General features: G+C 43.0%; 23 protein-coding genes. 12 read left to right on the top strand and 11 right to left on the bottom strand.

Annotation, left to right across the window (positions count from 1 at the left end):
* Positions 1–1335, top strand: coding sequence for a sodium-dependent transporter (locus QWY16_RS06490; protein WP_300992140.1), 1335 nt, complete (start codon positions 1–3; stop codon positions 1333–1335).
* 102 nt (positions 1336–1437) lie between these two features.
* Positions 1438–1653, top strand: a complete 216-nt coding sequence (locus tag QWY16_RS06485) for a helix-turn-helix domain-containing protein (RefSeq protein WP_300992139.1) — start codon at positions 1438–1440, stop codon at positions 1651–1653.
* Positions 1654–1691: 38 nt separating this feature from the next.
* Here QWY16_RS06485 and QWY16_RS06480 read toward each other — a convergent pair whose 3' ends face one another.
* On the bottom strand, positions 1692–1952 hold the full coding sequence (locus QWY16_RS06480) for a DUF1871 family protein (protein WP_300992138.1): 261 nt from the start codon (positions 1950–1952) through the stop codon (positions 1692–1694).
* Positions 1953–2255: 303 nt separating this feature from the next.
* Positions 2256–2972: a peptidylprolyl isomerase gene (locus QWY16_RS06475; protein WP_300992137.1), complete on the bottom strand. Its 717-nt coding sequence runs from the start codon at positions 2970–2972 to the stop codon at positions 2256–2258.
* Positions 2973–3100: 128 nt separating this feature from the next.
* Here QWY16_RS06475 and QWY16_RS06470 point away from each other — a divergent pair, with 128 nt between their 5' ends.
* The 8 genes from QWY16_RS06470 (at position 3101) to mnhG (ending at position 10295) form a co-directional block, all read left to right on the top strand.
* Positions 3101–4330 carry an MFS transporter gene (locus QWY16_RS06470; protein ID WP_300992136.1) on the top strand — a complete coding sequence of 410 codons (1230 nt, stop codon included), beginning with the start codon at positions 3101–3103 and terminating at the stop codon, positions 4328–4330.
* 210 nt (positions 4331–4540) lie between these two features.
* Positions 4541–6955 carry a Na+/H+ antiporter subunit A gene (locus tag QWY16_RS06465; RefSeq protein WP_300992135.1) on the top strand — a complete coding sequence of 805 codons (2415 nt, stop codon included), beginning with the start codon at positions 4541–4543 and terminating at the stop codon, positions 6953–6955.
* Complete coding sequence (locus QWY16_RS06460) at positions 6942–7364, top strand: Na(+)/H(+) antiporter subunit B (protein ID WP_300992133.1); 423 nt, start codon at positions 6942–6944, stop codon at positions 7362–7364. The genes QWY16_RS06465 and QWY16_RS06460 overlap by 14 nt, the downstream gene beginning before the upstream one ends.
* A complete protein-coding gene (locus QWY16_RS06455; protein ID WP_300992132.1) occupies positions 7364–7711 on the top strand; it encodes a Na(+)/H(+) antiporter subunit C in 348 nt (115 codons plus the stop codon). The genes QWY16_RS06460 and QWY16_RS06455 overlap by 1 nt, the downstream gene beginning before the upstream one ends.
* A complete protein-coding gene (locus tag QWY16_RS06450; RefSeq protein ID WP_300992131.1) occupies positions 7704–9185 on the top strand; it encodes a Na+/H+ antiporter subunit D in 1482 nt (493 codons plus the stop codon). The genes QWY16_RS06455 and QWY16_RS06450 overlap by 8 nt, the downstream gene beginning before the upstream one ends.
* Positions 9186–9191: 6 nt before the next feature.
* Positions 9192–9671, top strand: coding sequence for a Na+/H+ antiporter subunit E (locus QWY16_RS06445; protein WP_300992130.1), 480 nt, complete (start codon positions 9192–9194; stop codon positions 9669–9671).
* Positions 9668–9949, top strand: coding sequence for a Na(+)/H(+) antiporter subunit F1 (locus tag QWY16_RS06440; protein WP_300992128.1), 282 nt, complete (start codon positions 9668–9670; stop codon positions 9947–9949). Before QWY16_RS06445 ends, QWY16_RS06440 begins: the two co-directional genes overlap by 4 nt.
* A gap of 16 nt (positions 9950–9965) precedes the next feature.
* Positions 9966–10295, top strand: a complete 330-nt coding sequence (mnhG, locus tag QWY16_RS06435) for a monovalent cation/H(+) antiporter subunit G (protein WP_300992127.1) — start codon at positions 9966–9968, stop codon at positions 10293–10295.
* A gap of 44 nt (positions 10296–10339) precedes the next feature.
* Here mnhG and QWY16_RS06430 read toward each other — a convergent pair whose 3' ends face one another.
* On the bottom strand, positions 10340–11833 hold the full coding sequence (locus tag QWY16_RS06430; protein ID WP_300992126.1) for a leucyl aminopeptidase: 1494 nt from the start codon (positions 11831–11833) through the stop codon (positions 10340–10342).
* 147 nt (positions 11834–11980) lie between these two features.
* Here QWY16_RS06430 and QWY16_RS06425 point away from each other — a divergent pair, with 147 nt between their 5' ends.
* Entirely contained in the window at positions 11981–12457 is a 477-nt protein-coding gene (locus QWY16_RS06425) for a divergent PAP2 family protein (protein ID WP_300992125.1), read from the top strand.
* A 47-nt stretch (positions 12458–12504) separates the two neighbouring features.
* On the opposite strand, the gene QWY16_RS06420 is transcribed toward QWY16_RS06425, so the two are convergent.
* The 6 genes from QWY16_RS06420 to QWY16_RS06395 all read right to left on the bottom strand — a co-directional run bounded on the left by QWY16_RS06420 (position 12505) and on the right by QWY16_RS06395 (position 16205).
* A complete protein-coding gene (locus QWY16_RS06420; protein ID WP_300992124.1) occupies positions 12505–12834 on the bottom strand; it encodes a YuiB family protein in 330 nt (109 codons plus the stop codon).
* A gap of 296 nt (positions 12835–13130) precedes the next feature.
* Positions 13131–13256, bottom strand: a complete 126-nt coding sequence (locus QWY16_RS06415; RefSeq protein ID WP_300992122.1) for a YuiA family protein — start codon at positions 13254–13256, stop codon at positions 13131–13133.
* 142 nt (positions 13257–13398) lie between these two features.
* Positions 13399–13896 carry an NUDIX domain-containing protein gene (locus tag QWY16_RS06410; RefSeq protein ID WP_300992120.1) on the bottom strand — a complete coding sequence of 166 codons (498 nt, stop codon included), beginning with the start codon at positions 13894–13896 and terminating at the stop codon, positions 13399–13401.
* Between the two features lie 55 nt (positions 13897–13951).
* Complete coding sequence (locus tag QWY16_RS06405; protein ID WP_300993323.1) at positions 13952–15166, bottom strand: NAD(P)/FAD-dependent oxidoreductase; 1215 nt, start codon at positions 15164–15166, stop codon at positions 13952–13954.
* Between the two features lie 320 nt (positions 15167–15486).
* Positions 15487–15849 carry a HesB/IscA family protein gene (locus QWY16_RS06400; RefSeq protein WP_300992118.1) on the bottom strand — a complete coding sequence of 121 codons (363 nt, stop codon included), beginning with the start codon at positions 15847–15849 and terminating at the stop codon, positions 15487–15489.
* A 119-nt stretch (positions 15850–15968) separates the two neighbouring features.
* On the bottom strand, positions 15969–16205 hold the full coding sequence (locus QWY16_RS06395) for a NifU family protein (protein ID WP_300992117.1): 237 nt from the start codon (positions 16203–16205) through the stop codon (positions 15969–15971).
* An 83-nt stretch (positions 16206–16288) separates the two neighbouring features.
* Here QWY16_RS06395 and QWY16_RS06390 point away from each other — a divergent pair, with 83 nt between their 5' ends.
* Complete coding sequence (locus tag QWY16_RS06390) at positions 16289–16615, top strand: YuzD family protein (protein ID WP_300992116.1); 327 nt, start codon at positions 16289–16291, stop codon at positions 16613–16615.
* A gap of 340 nt (positions 16616–16955) precedes the next feature.
* Here QWY16_RS06390 and QWY16_RS06385 read toward each other — a convergent pair whose 3' ends face one another.
* Both QWY16_RS06385 and QWY16_RS06380 read right to left on the bottom strand, forming a co-directional pair.
* Complete coding sequence (locus QWY16_RS06385) at positions 16956–18278, bottom strand: MFS transporter (protein WP_300992115.1); 1323 nt, start codon at positions 18276–18278, stop codon at positions 16956–16958.
* A gap of 699 nt (positions 18279–18977) precedes the next feature.
* Positions 18978–20045: an NAD(P)/FAD-dependent oxidoreductase gene (locus QWY16_RS06380; protein ID WP_300992114.1), complete on the bottom strand. Its 1068-nt coding sequence runs from the start codon at positions 20043–20045 to the stop codon at positions 18978–18980.
* Between the last annotated feature and the right edge of the window lie 125 nt (positions 20046–20170).

Genomic DNA, 20170 nt, shown 5'->3' with positions numbered 1-20170 from the left:
ATGCATAAACGAGAACAATGGACTTCCAAAATCGGTTTTATCCTTGCAGCTGCTGGAAGCGCTATCGGGTTAGGCGCTATTTGGAAGTTCCCTTACGAAACCGGTTCAAACGGCGGCAGTGTTTTTATACTAATGTTCATTATCAGCACGATTGCTATCGGCTTGCCCATACTGATTGCGGAGTTTGTTATTGGCCGCAGAGGCCAGGCTGATGCTGTTACCAGTTTTAAAAAACAAGCACCAGGAAAGAAATGGTTTTTAATCGGCTGGTCCGGTTTTTTCTTTTCATTTATGATTTTGTCTTTTTACAGCGTAGTCGGCGGTTGGATTTTATCTTATTTAGGACGCTCCATCCTGCTGCAGCTTTCTGATTTAGGTGACAATGATTTTGCAAATTTGTTTAATGGAATTATCGGCAACCCAGTAGAAGTTTTAATTGCGCAAGGCTTGTTTATGTTTTTAACCATTTGGATTGTCCAAGGTGGAGTCCAAGCAGGAATTGAACGCGCCAGCAAAATTATGATGCCGGCATTATTGTTATTTTTCCTGGTGTTGATGATCCGTTCACTGACACTGGACGGCGCTATAGAAGGCGTTAAATTTATGCTTGTGCCGGATTGGTCATTCTTTACATTTGAAACAGCCTTAACTGCCCTTGGCCAGGCCTTTTTCTCATTGAGTGTCGGTGTTGCAGGTATGATTACATACGCTTCTTATTTATCAAAAGAAGAAAACTTGACTCGTTCTGCGCTCAGTGTCGTTTCACTGAATATCATCATATCTGTAATGGCTGGCCTTATCATTTTCCCGGCCGTCTTTGCACTCGGCTATTCGCCTGACCAAGGACCTGGACTGGTCTTCATCATTCTCCCGGCGATTTTCGATCAGCTGTTCATGGGTGAATTTTTGCTGATCATTTTCTTTGTGCTTATGCTGTTTGCAACACTAACCTCTTCTATCGCTATGCTGGAAATTGTCGTATCGATTGGTGTAAAAAACAAATACGAACGACGCCGCAAATTAGCATGGATATACGGCTTGATGATTTTCCTTGTCGGTATTCCAAGTGCCTTATCGTTCGGTGTTATGTCAGAACCGTTTTTGTTCGGTTATATATTCTTTGATTTCATCGATATTCTTACCAGTAAAATCGGTTTGCCGCTGGGAGCTCTCTTCACTTCCATTTTTGCCGGCTATGTTTTGACGAAAAAGGACAGCGCATTGGAATTGGAAGGCCAATCAACATGGTTCTCCATTTGGCGCTTCCTGGTCAGATATGTTGCGCCAGTTGCCATCATCATTGTCTTTATCCAAGGCATCCTGGATGTATTCTGAAAATAAATATCTTACTATGCCATAATTTGAGTTATTGAGAAGACATGGTTGTGGTATGATTTTAATAAGCAATTGCAATGCCATGCAAAGGAGTGTATGAATATGAGAGAAGATTTGCACGCCCAATTAAAGTTCCTTCGGGAAGAGCGCCGTTTGTCATTGGATGAATTGGCATTGAAAGCACGCGTTGGCGTTGCTCGCCTCCAAGCTTACGAATCAGGGGAAGAAATACCATCTGTCCAAACCATTCTAAAGCTTTCCAATGCTTTAGAGGTACCGGCTTCTAATTTGCTCGATTCGCTGGAGACATCTAACTAAAAAAGCTTTCGGCTATTGCAGCCGAAAGCTTTTTCTTTTTAGATGATGCATTTTGCTTCATATTTCAAAGCAAGCAATTTATACGAGATTTCTACGCATTTCTCGAGTGGAATCCACTTTTTAAAAGAAAACTCGTAAATTCTTTGAATCTGTTTCGCTAAGTCAGAAGGATGGTCCAATATATGTAATTGAGCTACTACAGCGACAATTTCTGTGCCGTGTAACTCTTCGCCTACCGAAAAAGGGTTCCATTCTTCAAGGATTCTGACTGCCCGCCGGTTCATTTCACTGGTTTCCATTTAATTTCACCTGACATTTCTGTAGTATTAAAGGCTATGATATCATAGAAAACAAAAAAGAAAAGAGAGATATTCCGAGTATTTTGAAGATGGTCCGGAATCTTGCTGTTTAAAAAGACTGGCCTCAAGATTTTTCCGGAATAACAATGCTTCTTTCGTATTGCTGATGTATATAGATATCGGGCTACGATAACCTTCTAAGCAATAATGAACAAGATTCGAACATTATTTCCAGTTAGGTGCAGCGGTGCTAGCCTAAACATAAAAAGAGGGGATCCGTTTTATGGAATTCCCCTCTTTTTATTATTGCTGTAGAATCTCGATCGATTCGATGGTAATGTCTTCGACGGGTCTGTCTTGTTGGGTTTCAGCAGCAGCAATCGCATCAACCACTTCCATTCCCTCTATCACTTGGCCGAATACCGTATGGGCACCGTCAAGCCAAGGAGTTCCGCCTATTTCGCTATAAGCCTTTTTCACTTCTTCAGGATAATCGGACGGAATGTTGCTTTCCGGCACTTCACTCGCCTGGACAATGAAGAACTGGCTGCCATTTGTTCCAGGTCCGGCATTTGCCATTGAAAGCGCTCCACGGAAGTTATACAGATTATCACTGAACTCATCTTCAAAAGGTTCACCGTAAATGCTTTCTCCTCCGCCTCCTGTACCGGTCGGATCACCGCCTTGCAGCATGAAATCTTCAATTACCCGATGGAACAGGAGTCCGTCGTAATAACCTTTCTCCGCATGTGTAAGGAAGTTTTCGACTGCCTTGGGAGCCAGTTCAGGGAACAGCTTAATTTGGATAGCGCCTTCTGATGTATTCATTTGCACCAAAGCTTCGTCCGGTGCCACTTCTTTAGTTAACTGAGGAAAACCTTCTACAGTTTTCGTTTCAGAAGCAGTTTCCGAAGATGTTTCCGCTTCTGTTGATGTCTCTTTTTTTGTTGTGTCGTTTTCTGCATTGCAAGCTGTTAGAAAAGCAGCCGCCAATACGGTTAACCATATCTTTTTTCTCATCTCATTCACCCCGCTTTATTTTAACATAAAAGTTTTTTGAAAACACTTGTAATTCACCTTCCTTTTTTCGAGTGACGAAATACATTATAATAGAACTAGATTCGCGGTTCAGAAAGAAGGGGTTCCGGATGAATAGACAAAAAAAGAATTTCTTTATAATTATGTTTACTAATTTCTTGGTGGCCGGCAGTACAACGATGATCATGCCTTTTTTATCTCTTTATATTGAAACGCTTGGCAATTATTCAGATGCCTATGTTCAGCGCTGGGCGGGACTTGTGTTCGGGGTTACGTTTGTTGCCGCTTTTTTGATGTCTCCTATTTGGGGAAGAATTGCGGATAAATATGGTTACAAACCGATCTTAATCATCAACGGGTTTGGGATTGCCATCAGCATTTTCTTAATGGGAACCGCTGATTCGGTCCATGAATTGTTCTTTATCCGGCTATTTATGGGAGTGGTGACTGGGTTTATCCCGACTTCCCTCGCATTTGTAAGTTCACAAACGCCTAAAGAAGAAGCCGGCAAGACGCTTGGCACGCTTCAAATGGGCAGTGTGTCCGGCACGTTATTTGGTCCGGTAATCGGCGGTTTGATGGCAGATACTTTCGGTTTTATATATACATTCATTATCACATCCGCCGTAATCGGAATTGCAGCGCTGCTGGTGGTTGTTGGATTGAACGAAATCAAACGCGTCAAGAAAAAAGACGCTCATGTATACGCAAGAAAAACGATTATTCAAGGGATTATCAATCATCGCCTGCTGTTTAATGTCATGATTATCACTTCTTTGATCCAAATCGGCAACTTTAGCATACAGCCGTTATTATCTTTATATGTCGCACAATTAACGGACGGGACACAAGTTGCGCTTTTAGCAGGAATAACTTTCAGTGCGACAGGTGTCGGCAATTTGCTGTTTGCCCGCCGTTGGGGACGCCTTGGCGACCAGATCGGCTACGAAAAAGTTTTGACGTTTTTACTGATTCTTGCTTTCGTCTTTATCATACCTCAAGCATTTGTTACTGAGCTTTGGCAATTGATGGTGCTGCGTCTGTTATTCGGCATTGCAGTCGGCGGGATGATACCGACCACTACAGCACTTATGAGAAGAGAAGCACCCATTGAAATCCAAGGAGAAATCATGGGGTATAATACAAGCTTCCGGTTTTTAGGCAATATCATCGGTCCGATGTTTGGAGGAATTGTCAGCGGATTTATCGGAATTCCTTCCGTTTTCATCGTAACAGGCTCCTTATTCTTAGTTTCATTTTTATTTTTAAAGTACACCACTTCGAAGCCTGAGCAGGATTTTGAAGATGTTTTGCTCGAACAAGAATTGAAATCCATGTAGAGAAAAGTCGATTTTCATTAGAAAGTCGACTTTTTTATTACCTTATAAAAAGTCACAAAATTTCCTTAATTGAGTTTCTTCCTATTACAAATGAAATTGAAAATTTAGAGCGTAGGCAAGCGGTTCTGTTTCTTACGGTGCAAATTGTCATGATGTACGTTATAATTTCTTAAGAAAGTCATCACGTATCCGCTTGAAAGGAGGATTCATTTGTCACTTGTGTTTTTGATTTTCTTACCTATACTTGCAGCGTGTTTGGTTCCGCTGTTGTTCAAAAAAATCGGCCGCATTCATACCGGCTGGTTTGTTTTAATTGTTCCGCTGGTTTTATTCGTGTATTACGCTACGCTGCTCCCTATTACGATGGACGGCGGGACACGGGTATCTGAGTTCCAGTGGATTCCATCACTCGGCCTCTCATTTGTTGCCTACCTGGATGGATTGAGCCTCCTGTTCTCGCTGCTGATTACAGGCATCGGATCTCTCGTCGTATTGTATTCAGTATTTTATCTGGATAAAAACCGCGAGCAATTACATAATTTTTACGTCTATTTACTGATGTTCATGACTGCCATGCTGGGCATTGTCCAGTCAGACCATATGATTTCCCTTTATCTTTTCTGGGAACTCACGTCGATTTCTTCGTTCTTATTGATCGGCTACTGGTATACACGCGACCGTTCACGGTTTGGGGCATTAAAGTCGATGATGATCACAGTTTTTGGCGGTTTGATGATGCTTGGGGGATTTGTGCTTCTCAGCATTATGGGAAATACATATTCGATCCGGGAACTCGTTTCCCAGGCTCCTGAACTTGTGAATCACGAGTTCTTTACGTGGGCTTTGGTGTTGATTTTGCTCGGTGCATTTACCAAATCCGCTCAATTTCCATTCTACATTTGGTTGCCGGATGCGATGGAAGCGCCGACTCCTGTAAGCGCTTATTTGCATTCTGCCACCATGGTAAAAGCAGGGCTTTATCTGGTCGCCAGATTTACCCCTATTTTTGCTGCTTCCGGCACTTGGATTTGGCTCGTAACCGGAGTCGGGTTGTTCACCATGTTCTGGGGTTCGTTCTTTGCATTGAAGCAGAAGGATTTAAAAGCGATTCTCGCTTTTTCAACAGTTTCCCAATTGGGCTTGATCATGAGTTTATTGGGTGCATCCGCACTCGGTTTCCATGTCGAAGATGCGGCGGGAACAGTCTTTAAATATGCCGCATTCGCAGCCATTTTCCACTTGGTCAATCACGCAGTATTTAAAGGCAGCCTATTCATGGTGGCGGGAATCGTCGATCATGAAACCGGCACACGCGATATCCGTAAACTGGGCGGTTTGATGAGCATCATGCCAATCAGCTTTACGCTTGCCATGATCGGGTCATTCTCGATGGCAGGAATTCCGCTTTTCGGCGGATTCCTGAGCAAAGAAATGTTTTTGACGGCTATGCTCGCCATTGCTGAATTCAATTTGTTCTCAATGGATGTATGGGGTGTCTTGTTCCCTGTACTGGCATGGATTGGAAGTGTCTTTACGTTTGTTTACAGCTTCTATTTTGTGTTCCATACTTTTGCCGGCAAGCACAAGCCGGAAGAATTGCCGAAACACGCTCACGAAGCGCCAATTGGCATGCTGGTATCCCCTGCTATTTTAGCAGCACTTGTCATTATCATTTTCTTTATTCCGAATCTGGTTGGCGATTGGATTGTCAAACCGGCAGTATTGGCTATCCAGCCGTTTATGTATAGTTCTCCGGATGAAGTTGATATCCATGTTTCTGCGTGGCACGGAGCCAATACAGAATTCTTTATGACACTCGGTATTTTTGCCGTAGGAGCTTTGCTGTTCTGGTCATTCCGTAAATGGAAGCGGGCATATGAAGTATTTCCCGATACCGTATCACTCAATCGCTTATACGATACTTTTACGTATTTGAGCGACGGCGGGGCAAACCGTTTTTCCGCAGTTTACATGACTGGCTTTATCCGTTCCTACCTGGTCTATATGTTCGGCTTCCTGGTGCTTATCGTCTTAAGTACATTGGTTCTAACAGAAGCCTTTGTCCTTGATTTGACTAATTCAGCACCGGTCGGAATTTATGGTATTGTCATTATCGCTGCACTGGTCGGCGGCACGACCACGATCCTTTTCGCAAAATCCAGATTGACTTCAATTATTGCGCTCGGAGCGGTCGGCTATTCGGTGGCTTTGTTCTTCGTCATGTTCCGGGCTCCGGATTTGGCTTTGACCCAGTTGGTTATTGAAACCATTTCTGTGGCGTTATTCCTTTTAGCGTTTTATCACTTGCCGAAAGTCAGCAAAAAAGAAGAACGGATGGGCTTTAAACTCGGGAATGCAGCAATTGCTTTAGGTGTCGGGGTGACCATGACACTGGTTGCTTTAGCGTCGCATTCGCAAAAAGTCTTGCCATCCATTTCCGAGTATTACAAAGAAACCGTTTACTCTGAAGCAGGCGGCGGCAATATCGTAAACGTTATTTTAGTCGATTACCGCGGTTTTGATACGCTATTTGAAATTACTGTTCTTGGAATTGCGGGAATTGCGATTATCACCATGATTAAACTCCGTTTAAGCAAAAAGGAGGAGCAACATGAAAACAAATGATGTGATGCTTCAAACCGCTACTAAAGTGGTGACGTTTATCATTTTAATGTTCGCTATCCACATTTTCTTCGCAGGGCATTACACCCCTGGCGGCGGTTTTGTCGGCGGGCTTTTGACAGCGAGCGCTATCGTTTTGTTGATGCTTGCCTACGATATTGAAACGGTAAAAAAAATCATTCCGTTCAACTATGTAATGATGACAGCTATAGGCTTATTGCTGGCTCTCGGAACTGCGAGTGCTTCCATTTTCTTTAATGTTCCGTTCTTTACGCATGCTTACGATTATTTTGATTTGCCGCTTTGGGGTGAAACGTCCTTGCATTCAGCTGCTTTGTTTGACCTAGGCGTTTACTTGGTTGTTGTTGGAGTTACGATGACCATTATTCAAACGATTGGAGAGGATGAATAATGGAAATTATTATGTCGGTTGTCATCGGCTTTTTGTTTATGGCAGCTGTCTACTTGATGCTTTCGAAAAGTTTGATCCGCATTATTATCGGTACCGGTTTGCTTAGCCATGGCGCCCACTTGTTGATTTTGACAATGGGCGGGCTTGGTGGAACCGCCCCCCCTGTTGTTGCTGAGGGAGTAAGTATTTCGGATTATGTCGATCCCCTTCCACAAGCGCTTATTCTGACGGCGATTGTTATCTCATTTGCGGTGACTTCATTTTTCTTGGTTCTTGCTTACCGCTCTTATCAGGAGCTTGGCACCGATAACGTGAATTTAATGAGAGGAACTGAAGACGATGATTAACTTACTTCTATTTCCTGTCTTAATTCCGTTGCTATTTGCTGCGATTTTGCTGTTTTTCCCTAAAAATATCCGCATGCAGCGAAGCATCGCTGCTCTAGGTGCCGGATTGGCATTAATCGCAGTCTTATTTTTAATAGCTAAAGTGAAGACAGATGGCATCCAAGCCGTTACACTCGGCAGTTGGGATGCGCCTTTTGGCATCACGATGGTATCCGACTTGTTTTCCGCTTTACTAGTACTAAGCGCGACAGTCATTACCCTATTCGTTATTTTTTATAGCTTTCCGACAATTGGCGTGGAGCGGGAGCAATCGTTTTATTACCCGGCAGTGCTTTTCCTGCTGACTGGTGTAAACGGCGCTTTTACTACTGGAGATATCTTTAACTTATTTGTTTTCTTTGAAGTATTATTGATGTCATCGTATATGCTGATTGTCCACGGCGGACAAAAGCCGCAATTGCGCGAGACGATCAAGTACTTGCTTGTCAACATCATTTCTTCCGCTTTATTTGTATCCGCTGTAGCTTTTTTGTATTCCGTTACGGGAACATTGAATATGGCTGATTTAGCCGTGAAAATCCCGCAAATTGAGGCTACTGGAATCCTGACGGTCATAGCCGTCCTGTTCCTGATTGTATTTGGCTTTAAGGCAGCTATTTTCCCGTTATATTTCTGGCTGCCGGGCGCTTATTACGCCCCGCCAATCCCTATTTTAGCTTTGTTTGGTGCTTTGCTGACCAAAGTCGGGGTTTATGCAATCATGCGTACATACACGTTATTTTTCACAATGAATACAGATTTCACGCATGAATTGCTGGCCATTATCGCAATCTTGACGATTCTTGCCGGCTGCATCGGCGCCTTGGCCTATTTTGATGTCAAGAAAATCATTATTTATAACATCATTATTGCGGTCGGTGTTATTTTGTTCGGCGTTTCTCAATTAAATGAAGCCGGTGTAAATGGGTCCATCTTCTATTTGATCCATGATATGCTGATCAAAGCAGCTTTGTTCTTCTTAGTCGGGATTGTAGCGGTCATTTTCGGCACATCGAACTTGCGCCAAATGGGCGGGTTGATGAAGACTTATCCGGTTCTCGGCTGGGTTTACCTGATTACCGCTTTCGGATTGGCAGGAATTCCACCGCTTAGCGGGTTCCCCGGTAAATTGCTGATTGTCCAAGGCGGTTTTGAAGGTCCGCAATTCTGGGGAAGCATCGTTATATTAGTCACCAGCTTGCTGGTACTGCTGAGTGTTATCCGCATTTTCGTTTATGCTTTCTGGGGAGAGCCGGTTGAAACCGTGCCGCTCAAAAAATCGACTTACCGCCAAATGATGATTCCTTCAGTGCTTTTGGTCGCGCTCACTGTGTTCCTGGGGGTCGGCGCTGAATTTTTCATGCCATTAATCAGCGGTGCAGGTGAAGTTCTATTAAATCCATCCATCTATATAGATGCGGTATTAAAGGAGTAGATGAAGATGGCATTGCAAATTTTACTTAATTTCTTTTTAGCTGGTGTTTGGATGTTCATGACCAACGCATTTACTCCTACAGGTTTTGCAATAGGCTTTATCGTAGGATTGCTGCTGATCATTCTAATGCGCAGATTCTTTTCCTACCGGCTGTATACTTCAAGGGTTTGGGCAGTCATTTCACTGTTCTTCCTGTTCTTGAAAGAATTGGTCCTTTCAAGTTTTTCAGTGTTTATGCTGGTTATTCAACCGCGTTTGAATATACGTCCGGCAATTTTCGAACTGGAAACCGAATTGAAGCATGACTGGGAAGTGACTTTGCTTTCCGCATTAATCACTTTAACCCCAGGAACTTTGGTCGTTGGCATTTCAGATGATCAAAAACGGCTTTACATTCATGCGATTGATTTCGAAGATATTGACGATGCGGTCTCATCGATCAAAAACACGTTTGAACGTGCCATTTTGGAGGTGAGCCGGCCTTGATGATGTTTTATTGGATATCCCTTTTGATTATCAGTTTTGCTTTTGCCGGCTTGCTGTACCGCCTGGTAAAAGGGCCTACTGTCGCTGACCGTGTGGTTGCGCTTGATGCCCTCGGCGTAGCACTTGTTTCTATAGTGGCTTTGTTGTCACTTATAATCGGAACTGAATTCTTCCTGGAAATCATTTTATTATTAAGCATCTTGTCTTTTATCGGGACAACTGCTTTTGCGAAGTTTATTGAGAGAGGAGTGATTTTCGATCGAAACAATAATCGTTAATATCCTCATCATCATATTGATCAGCACAGGTGTCATTTTCAGTGCCGTTACAGCTCTTGGGCTGGTTCGGCTTCCCGATGTCTATACACGGACGCATGCAGCTTCTAAGAGCTCTACACTTGGGGTGATGGGCATTCTGGCTGGAACGTTCATTCATTTCTGGCTGATTGAAGATCACTTTAATCCACAGCTGATTATCGCGATTGCCTTTTTGTTTATCACTTCCCCTGTAGCAGGCCATTTAATTGGCAGGGCATCTTATATGTCTGGTATTCCATTAGCTAAAGAAACTGTTCGGGATGATATGAAAGCTGCTGTCGAAAAAAAGTTAGACGAAAAAAAATAAAACAAGCCATCAAGCAACTTCTGCTTGATGGCTTGTTTTTTTGCTTACTGCCCTTCTGCCATTCTTTCAACCATCATGGCAAGTGTCCGGACCATCGCTCCAGTGCCGCCTTGCGGTCCCAGATCATGGCTGGACGCAGCATGGGAAGTTCCCGCTATATCCAGATGGATCCACGGTGTATTTTCAGCAAACTCCCCGACAAAACCGCCGCCGAAAATCATATGGCCGTCACGGCCAGGTGAATTATTCAAATCTGCAACATCGCTTTTGCGGATGCGGTTTTTGTCTCGTTCTGTCAGCGGCAATCTCCAGACAAACTCTCCAGTTTCCAGTGCCGCTTCCATAAACGTTTCAAAAAAGGCTTCGTCGTTTGTTAAAGCGCCTGTTTTGTCATTCCCTAGCGCAATGATCACGCCGCCAGTCAAAGTAGCTACATCAATAATATGTGTTGCTCCCAGCTGTTTCGCGTACGTTACAGAATCAGCCAATACCAAACGTCCCTCGGCATCCGTGTTCAAAATCTCAATCGTCTTGCCGCTCAGCGAAGTGATAACATCATCCGGCTTAAATGCATTGCCGGACACCATGTTGTCCGTAGAAGCGATGACAGCCACGACATTTTTCTCAGGCTTTAATTCGCCGATCACTTTCATTGCCCCGAGAACCGCAGCAGCACCACCCATATCGCCTTTCATCCCGACAATTCCGTCTTTCGGTTTTAATGAATAGCCGCCCGTATCAAACGTAATTCCTTTCCCGACAAGCGCAAGCGGATTTTCAAAACTGTCAGTCGCTTTGTATTTCAAAACGATCAAACGCGGTTCTTCAACCGATCCCTGGTTGACTGCTAGAATTGCGCCCATGCCCAATTCTTCAAGCTCCTCTTTGCCCAAGATATCCGTTTCAAAACCATAAGTTTCTCCCAGTTCTTTTGCATAATCAGCTAGTGCCGTAGCAGTCAAAAGATTGCCCGGCATATTTACAAGCGTCCGTGCTTCGTTGACCGATTCGCCGAATACTTGGCCAATAAATGCAGATGCTTGAATCTCTTCAGCATCCTCAGCAGTCAAAATGCTTAATGACTGGAGTGAAACTTCGGCTTCATTGGATGAAGTTTTATAATCATCAAAACGGTATGTCCCCATCGTGATTCCTTCAGCAGCCAGGTATGCCGCGTCTTCTGCTGCAATGCTGTCATTCTGGAAAGAATCCAAATAAATGGCTGCATGCTTGATTTTTTTCTTTAGCAGCTCTTTGCCGACCTGTCCGAAAGAAATTCGCAAATCGTCTTCCGTCAGTTTTTTCCGGTCATTCAATCCGACGAAAAGCACACGTGGAATTGCGCCTGACAGAGTTGGATAAATGACCAAAGAGTTGGAGTCAAAAGACAAATCTTTTTTGGTCCATTCTTCCAGCTTGCCGTTAAAGCGTCCTGAAAACTCGCTCCATCCTTTACTGTTTTCCGGATGGCGGCTCAAGCCAACCACTAAGATTTCAGCTTCAATATTTGCTGCATCCCTTTGTACGATAAGTTCCATTAAGATCCTCCTCTTTTTGGCTTTCCTTCTAAGTTTATCATGTATCTCAATCATCGAGTAGTTCGGTTTTCGAAATAGTTTGTTTAAAATGTGGTCAATGATTATGCTATACTTACAAAATATACCGTTTTGAAAGGTTGTGAAGTCATGGAGATTTTCTCTAACTTGCCTCTTATGATCGCGCTGTTTGCCATTTTGTTTGCCCAGTTTGTAAAAATACCCATCCAGTACATCGTATTCCGGAAACTGGAATGGAAATTGTTCATGTCAACAGGAGGCATGCCAAGTTCCCACTCTGCGGCCGTCACTTCCCTAACTACAGCTGTTGCTTTTGAACACGGCGTTGATTCCACTATTTTCGCTGTGTCGACTATGTTTGCTGTCATCACTATGTACGATGCGACGGGTGTCCGTTTCCAGGCAGGACAACAAGCATTGACGATCAATAAAATGCGGAATGACTTCTACATATTCATGGACGAAACAAGAAAATGGCCACAGAAAAAAGAAGAAGAAAAAATAGAAGAACTGAAGACCTTGCTGGGCCATAAGCCAAGTGAAGTTCTAGTAGGTGCCATCACCGGCATTGCCATATCCTTTTTCTTTTATGGCCTGCTAACATAAAAAATCCGCCAAACCGGTATTCCGGTTTGGCGGATTTTTTAAAGCTTTTAAAACATTTGATAACCCATTTTACGTAAAACCTTCATCACAATCCCGGAAGTGATCGCACCAGCAAAGCCAGCCAGCAACACCGCAATATCACTTCCTGTCAAAGAAGTCAGTGTATCCCCTAACATTGAAAAAGATTCACCTGGATTAGTGAAATAGTCAAAAAAGCTGACATCGTCGATAATCAACAATACAACAATCGGATAAACGATTGCCATAAGCCAGGTCATGCGCAAAAGCATATTCAGCAAAAAGCCGATGCCGAAAAACATGACAAAAAACAAAAGAACCGAAATTATTAATTGAACAATACTGAATGATGTATTCATGAACTCTAACCTCCGATATTCCTTTCATCAGTTTACCCGAAATACCACAGGCTTTCAACGAAGCAAACCAGAATTCATCGCTTTGTCAAATGTTGAACGAAAAGCGGAAATGGCCGTTAAGGTTCGACAGGCATAAGATGGATCGGCGAAGCGGCGTTCTTTGCCGCATAGCTGGGACAGCTTATGACCCGAGAACCTGGCCATTGCAGCTGGACACTAAGAAAAGCGGAGACGCTTATTTAATCAAACAAAAAAAGGTGCCTATGGAGCATCCTCCACAAGCACCTTTAAAGGAATCATTTCTTACCAGACCCTGAACAGTGGGAGCACGTTTCCGAACCGCCCAAACGCAATTGGAAGTAGCCTTGGCCTGCACAATAAGGGCATTTATTAGCAGGCAATGCTTTTTTGAAAAACGTCATTCGAAACACCTCCCCCTGTTATTGTTTGTAATATTCTGATAATATACCACGCAAGATTTCATTATGCAACTATAGAAAAAGGCGATGTAAACGGATACATCCCCCTTTTTCTTCCTTATGCCTCTTCTACCTTTGCTATACTCTATTTCTTGAAAAATAATTTATATGTAGAATAGCCAAAAATATCCCCTGGGTTAACATCTTCTATCTCTTGAAAACCTTCTTCTAAAACATAATTCACCATTTCCTGCAGCATAACGGATACAGCCTCATCTTTTGCCAGCTCATCCGGCGACAGCCATGCCGCTTCATACAATTCCGATAACTGCACTTTAACTGGTTGAGATTCATCAATCGCTGTTAATAAAAAAATGGCCATGTTGTCGCTGATTTCTTCTCTTATGACACCTGTACGGAAGCCAATCATTCCAAGAAGTGCACAATCGATGCCTGTTTCTTCTTTGACTTCCCGTATGGCAGCTTGGTCAATGGTTTCATTAGCCATAACAAAGCCGGCTGGCAAAGACCACTTGCCATACAAGCCGCCATATCTTTTTTTCACTACGAGCCATTGCTTTTGTGAATTGGTCACTAAACCGGCTGCTGCCAGCCATATATTGCCCCGCCTATGTTTTGTCATCAACTCTTCTCCTTTAACAAAAAAAGCCCCCGCAAGCGGGAGCTTTTGATTTTGATTACAGAACGTTGAACTTGCCTTTTTTCATGACCAGACCAGCGCCGCCTACTAAGAATAAAGCGCGGTTGTCGATCATTTTCTTCATGAATGAAGCGCGTTTGCCAGTGACTTTTTTGCCGAACACAACACCGATAGCGTCGTCTTCGCCTAATGAACACACAGTCCCTTTTAAGTCCGGGATAAACTCATGTGTGTCTTCGCCTTTAATCAATGAATTGATGTTTTTCGCTACTATTTCGCCTTGCTGCATAGCAATCTGTGCAGTTGGCGGATAAGGGCGGTTCGTTTCTTCGTTGATCATCAATGCGCAATCCCCAAGGATGAAAACATCTGAGAATCCTGGAGCACGGAGGTCTTTGTCTACTTTGACACGGGCACGCATGTTTTCAATGCCTGATTCTTCAATCAGTTTGCTTCCGCGTACGCCTGCAGCCCAAACAACTGTGCCAGCTTTAATGAATTCGAAGTCATCGTCGCCTTTTTTGATATTAACACCTTCAGGAGTCGCTTCAACAACCGGAGTTCCGATCGAGAATTCAATTCCCTTAGATTCAAGTTTGCCGACTGCGTAGCTGACAAGCTCAGGATCAAATCCTGGCAAGACCATTGGTGCAGCTTCAACACAAACGACACGGACTTTATCACGCGGTACGTCGAACTCTTTGCAAAGTTCCGGTACCCGGTTTGCAAGTTCCCCTAAGAATTCGATTCCTGTAAATCCTGCTCCGCCAACAACGATAGTCAAACGGCTGTCGTCTTTGTCTTCTTCTGCCGACCAGTTAGCGAATTGGAATTCGATGTGTTCGCGGATATAACGCGCTGCTTTTACGTTGGCGATTGAAAGAGCGTATTTATCAAGGCCAGGAATTCCGAAAGTTTCTCCTTCGAAACCTAAAGCGATTACAAGATAATCATATGTAAACACACCATTATCAGTTGTCACTTTCTTGCCTTTTACATCAATCGCTTCAACTGTCGCTTGGACAAATTTCGTTTTAACGCTGTCGATTACATCTTTGATATCGTAACGGACTTGCTCAGGAAGCAACGTTCCTGCAGCTGCTTCATGAAGCCAAGTGCTTTCGTAATGATATTCATTTTTGTTGATCAACGTAATGTCTGCGGCATCTGTGCCCAGAACTTTCTGCAAGTTCACTACAGTAGTTAACCCACCATAACCTGCTCCTAATACTAAAATTGACGGTCTTTTCACCACAATCGCAACCACCTTCAAATATTTTTTTAACCGGAAAAATAATAAATACGAGTCGTCTTTATTCCTTCAAACTCCTACCCTCTATACTAGCCCTTTTACATCTTGTTTTCAACCGGCAATTCCCTGACAGAAAGGTTTATACCTAAAGTGTGAAGGATTTATTACAGATAGCCGCAGGTAAAGGGAATTAACTTCATTAGGCTGCAGATTTCAAGTAAAACCAGTCCGTTACGAGGCCGAAGAAAGCATAAGTGGACATCAACTAAAAAGCCCTCTCAATAAAATGAGAAGGCTTTGGTTCCAATCTGTTTATATAATCAGCAGTTTTCAGGGGTGCCTGCTTTCTGGGCAGTCCGGAATGAAGTCCCGCAACCACACGAAGCAATCGCATTCGGATTTTCAATTGTAAATCCGCCGCCCATCAAAGATTGCTTATAATCGACAATTGTACCTTTTAAAATGGGTGCATCTTCTCTCGCCACTAAAATCCGGATGCCGAATTGCTCCAGTAAATCATCGCCGGACCCTTGTTCTTTCTCAAAAGCCATGCCATAAGTCAATCCGCTGCAGCCGCCGCCTTTTACAGCTACACGAAGAAAAGAATCTTCCTCTTCGTTGTGGCGCATCATTTCTTTTACTTGAACAGAAGCTGCTTCAGTAATCTCAACTACTTGTGTCATACGTATCACTCCTCTTTTGTCATCATAGCAATAAACCTTTGCTTGCTTCAAGTGAACAAGCTTGCTTGGAACTTATCTATTTGAACCAAAAAAAGGGACCTGTAATGGGTCCCTTGGCATTAAAATACTTGTTCTACTTCCACAACGCCAGGAATTTCTTCCATTAATGCGCGTTCAATTCCAGCTTTTAATGTTATGGTCGAACTTGGGCAGCTTCCGCAAGCTCCAAGAAGACGAAGTTTTACAATTCCATCCTCTATATCAACGAGTTCACAGTCTCCTCCGTCACGCAAAAGGAATGGACGCAATTTATCTAGGACTTCCATTACTTGGCTTTCCATCATAGCTTCAGTCATTTATATCGACTCCTTTCATTATAATCATTATAATGTGATTGAGAGGAAAAAGCCACTAATGAATTTACAGGAGGTTCACCACTATGCCGAAAGAAATATCCATCGAAGTTTACGGAACTGAAGTTATCTGCGCCAGCTGCGTCAATGCCCCTTCATCCATTGATACATATGAATGGCTTGAAGCTGCTATTTCACGCAAATACAAAGACCAGCCATTTTCAATTACCTATATCGACATTGAGAAACCACAAACCGAAGAGCATAAAAAAGACTATGCACAGCGTATTCTGGAGGATGAATTTTTCTATCCGCTTGTTCTGGTTGAAGGCGAAGTTGTCGGTGAAGGCTACATTCAGTTGAAACCTGTTTACAAAGAACTTGAAAAACATGGATTTCAAGCAGAAGCATAATAATAAAGCGCTCAAATGAGCGCTTTTTATTATGCCTTGCCCATTCGGCCCTTTGCAAGGTCGCGGAATTCAACCGGATTCAACAGCAGTAAAAAGAGGTCTTTATATAGGTTTCAATTAGTTTCTGTTTCTGTTCCATCCTATCTCTGCCTCCATAGAAACAGAAAAGCACCCGACCGAATCAGTCAGGTGCTCCATGCTATTATTTATTTGCGTTAGCGCCCATAGACATAACGTAAACATGGCTGATCCAATGCCCTTTTCAGTCTGATCAAGTTCAGCTTTTTCTATCTTTTCTGCTCTTTTTAGACTGCTTGATTTTTTAAAATGGCCTGGTAATTCAATTTGAAGCTTCAATAGGCTGTTTTGCTGTTGGATCGCTCTGACGATTTTTCTCCAGTTTCAATGTGAAAAGTGTAATCAGGCTGACAAGCATAAAGCCAGCAATTACGAACATGCCTTCTCTTAACTCGACAACCCCCAGCAGCATCGGTCCTATGAAACCACCCATTGCAGAAAGTGAACTTACTAATGCGATGCCTGCAGGTGCTGTCGATTGCGTAAAGAAGAACGTTAAATACGCATAGAAAGAACCCGATATTCCATACAATCCTGCAGAAGTGATTGATAACATTAACACCATTAATGGTGCAGTCGGTACTAGCGCACAACCAATGAGCCCAATCATGGCAATTGACATACATCCAATTAAGTGCTTTTTATAGGAATTTGTTCTGTCAGCATTCCACCCTACAAACAGAATTGCCGGGATGGCGATGAGTGATGGAATCATGGCCAACCAGCCAATTTGAATGTTCGTCGTTGAAGATGAAGATAAAGATTTAAGAATCGTTGGCATCCAATAAGCCAATCCATTGACAGCGACGAAGCCCGCTATATTAACGAGGGAGAGCTTCCAAACCTTCGAATCTTTCAACATAGCAAGATGGGAAGATTTATTGACCTGGGAACTCAGTTTTCTCTCTTTTTCCAATTCGCCTTCCAGCCATGTTTTTTCTTCGACCGTTAACCACTTGGCATCAGCAGGTCTATTGGTCATGTAAAACAGAACGACAATCCCCAATAGGACAGCTGGTATGCCTTCTAAAATGAACATCCATCTCCAACCGGCTAAACCACCCCATGAAATAGTATCGATGATCCAAGTTGACAGCGGCGCACCGATCAATGCACTCAATGGCAAAGCAACAAAAAAGACAGCGGTTGCTTTCCCTCTTTCACGTGCTCTGAACCAATACGTTAAGTACAGAATAATCCCCGGTGTAAAACCTGCTTCAGCCACTCCAAGTAAAAAGCGTAAGATGTATAAATGTGCAGCTGATTGTGCAAACCCGGTTAATACGACGATAATCCCCCAAGTAACCATAATCCGGGAAATCCATAGTTTAGCACCAAACTTTTTTAACATCAGATTGCTTGGAACTTCAAACAGGAAATACCCGATAAAGAACAAACCGGATAACAAACCGAATACTTCAGCCGTTAAAGCTAAATCTGCATTCATCTCCAAGGCAGCAAATCCAAGGTTGATCCTGTCTAAAAAAGCAACCGCATATAAAAGTAAAATAAACGGCAAAATCCTTTTCATCGTTTTCTTAACCGTTCTTTTTTCAATGGCAGTAATTGAATGTGTTTGATCCATTTCTTTCCCTCCGCTTCCATTTATGTATCCGCTTTCAAATTTCTCTTCACAAAGACTTTCAAGCTAAAATACCGTGGTAAATTCAGCAAGACATTTCGTATAAATCTTTCGTCTGATTAATGGCCAATACATGGATTAGAATGGAAAACTTTAAATATCTCCGCCTCCTTTTTCTTTAATTCTTCAACGCCACTTCATGTGATATTCCCTAAAAATTCAGACTATATCGATACTTTACGTGGTAAGCCACTTAAGTTCTAGAGTGTTAATTGTTAGTTTTCCAACGAAAACTCCGCAACAATTTTACAGTTTTTTCCGTATAGGCGTCTTAAAGCCTGATATCGCATAGGTTTCTCCTAATAAAATAAAAGACCTTAAACACTACTGTGTTTTAAGGTCTTTACAAAAATCATATTGTTTTGGTGAATTGGAAAAGCAATTCTTCTGCATATATAGAATAATGGCGGTGTGAATCTCGGCACGTCATGAACAAAGTGGGTCATGAGGATTCCCAGACGGCAAAAAACATCCATACCTATTTTACGAAGAAAAAAAGACGCCGCCGAACAAGTTCACACTCGTTCCGGCAGCCTCTTCCAAATTAAGAATCTTTAATTGCGTGCGGCTATTGTGCGAGCCGCTGAGAAATCCTCATTTATTCCCTGTTACCCCTTTATGCAACTGGGTTAACGGCACTTCTCAACCATTATGCCATTTGTACATCCACAAAACACCCGATTTCATTAAGCGGGCAATCCGGCCTGTTACCGTCCGGTCTGCTAAATAAGCAAAGCCTTGTTTTTTGCCGAGCGATCCAAGGAATCCTTTAAGCTGGATTTCCGGCATCTTCTCAGGCAACGGTTCGTTTCTCCAAACCGATTTCAGCACTTTGACGATTTGTTCTGCTTGTTCTTCAGCTAGCTGTGCGGATGGCGCCATTGGCAAGGCCGCACAATCTCCAACTACATATACATTCTCATAGTTGGGTATTTGATGGTATTGGTTGAGGACCACGCGTCCGCCGCTGTCGCTTTCAACACCTAATTCGCGCACCACTTTCACCGGCTGGATTCCCGCTGTCCATACAACTGCATCCACCGGGATGGTTTCTTCATGGTTGTAGAGAAGATTAGGCTCCACTTTCGTAATGTTGGAGCTAGGTACCACTTCCACATTGTTTTTGTCGAACCATTTTTTAACGAAATTACTCAATCGTTCCGGGAAGTCCCGCAAAATCCGCGGGCCTCGGTCAAACAGTTTGATTTGAAGATCCTGTCTGCTTTCACGCAGTTCACTGGCTAATTCGATGCCGCTGAGGCCAGCTCCCACAACCCCCACTATGGCTCCTGATGGAAGTCCCAACAGCGTATTGAAAGTGTCGCGAGTTTTTCCGATGGTCTGGATGCTGTACGTAAATTCATCTGCGCCTGGCACATTATGGTATTTATCTTCACAGCCTAATCCAATCACCAGATCATCGTATTCAATGCGCTCCCCGTTTTCCATAAAAACAAATTTTTCATCGAGACCGATTTTCTCGATTTCGCCGTGAACCAATTTCAAGCGGTCGCTTTCCGGGAAAGGCACACGCACTTCATTGTCTGATGCCGTTCCTGCTGCGAGTGCATAAAACTCTGTTTTCATGCTGTGGAATGGTGTCCGATCGATTAAAATAATTTCCGTATCCAATGGAAGGTTATTTGGCAATAAGCGAAGCAATATCCGCATATTTCCATATCCTCCGCCAAGCAAAACTAATTTTCGCATAAAGATCTCCCTTTTCATCCGTTTATCTGCACAATTTCTCAAATACGAGTATAGCCGATTGTGATAACTTTCACAAGCTATTATATAGAAATCAATTAATTGACTAACGCTATAAAAAAAGGTAG

Origin of the sequence: Planococcus shenhongbingii, assembly GCF_030413635.1 — a bacterium.
GTDB classification, from domain to species: domain Bacteria; phylum Bacillota; class Bacilli; order Bacillales_A; family Planococcaceae; genus Planococcus; species Planococcus shenhongbingii.
Note: the sequence above shows the minus strand (reverse complement) of the source record. Positions and strands in the feature narration are given on the sequence as shown.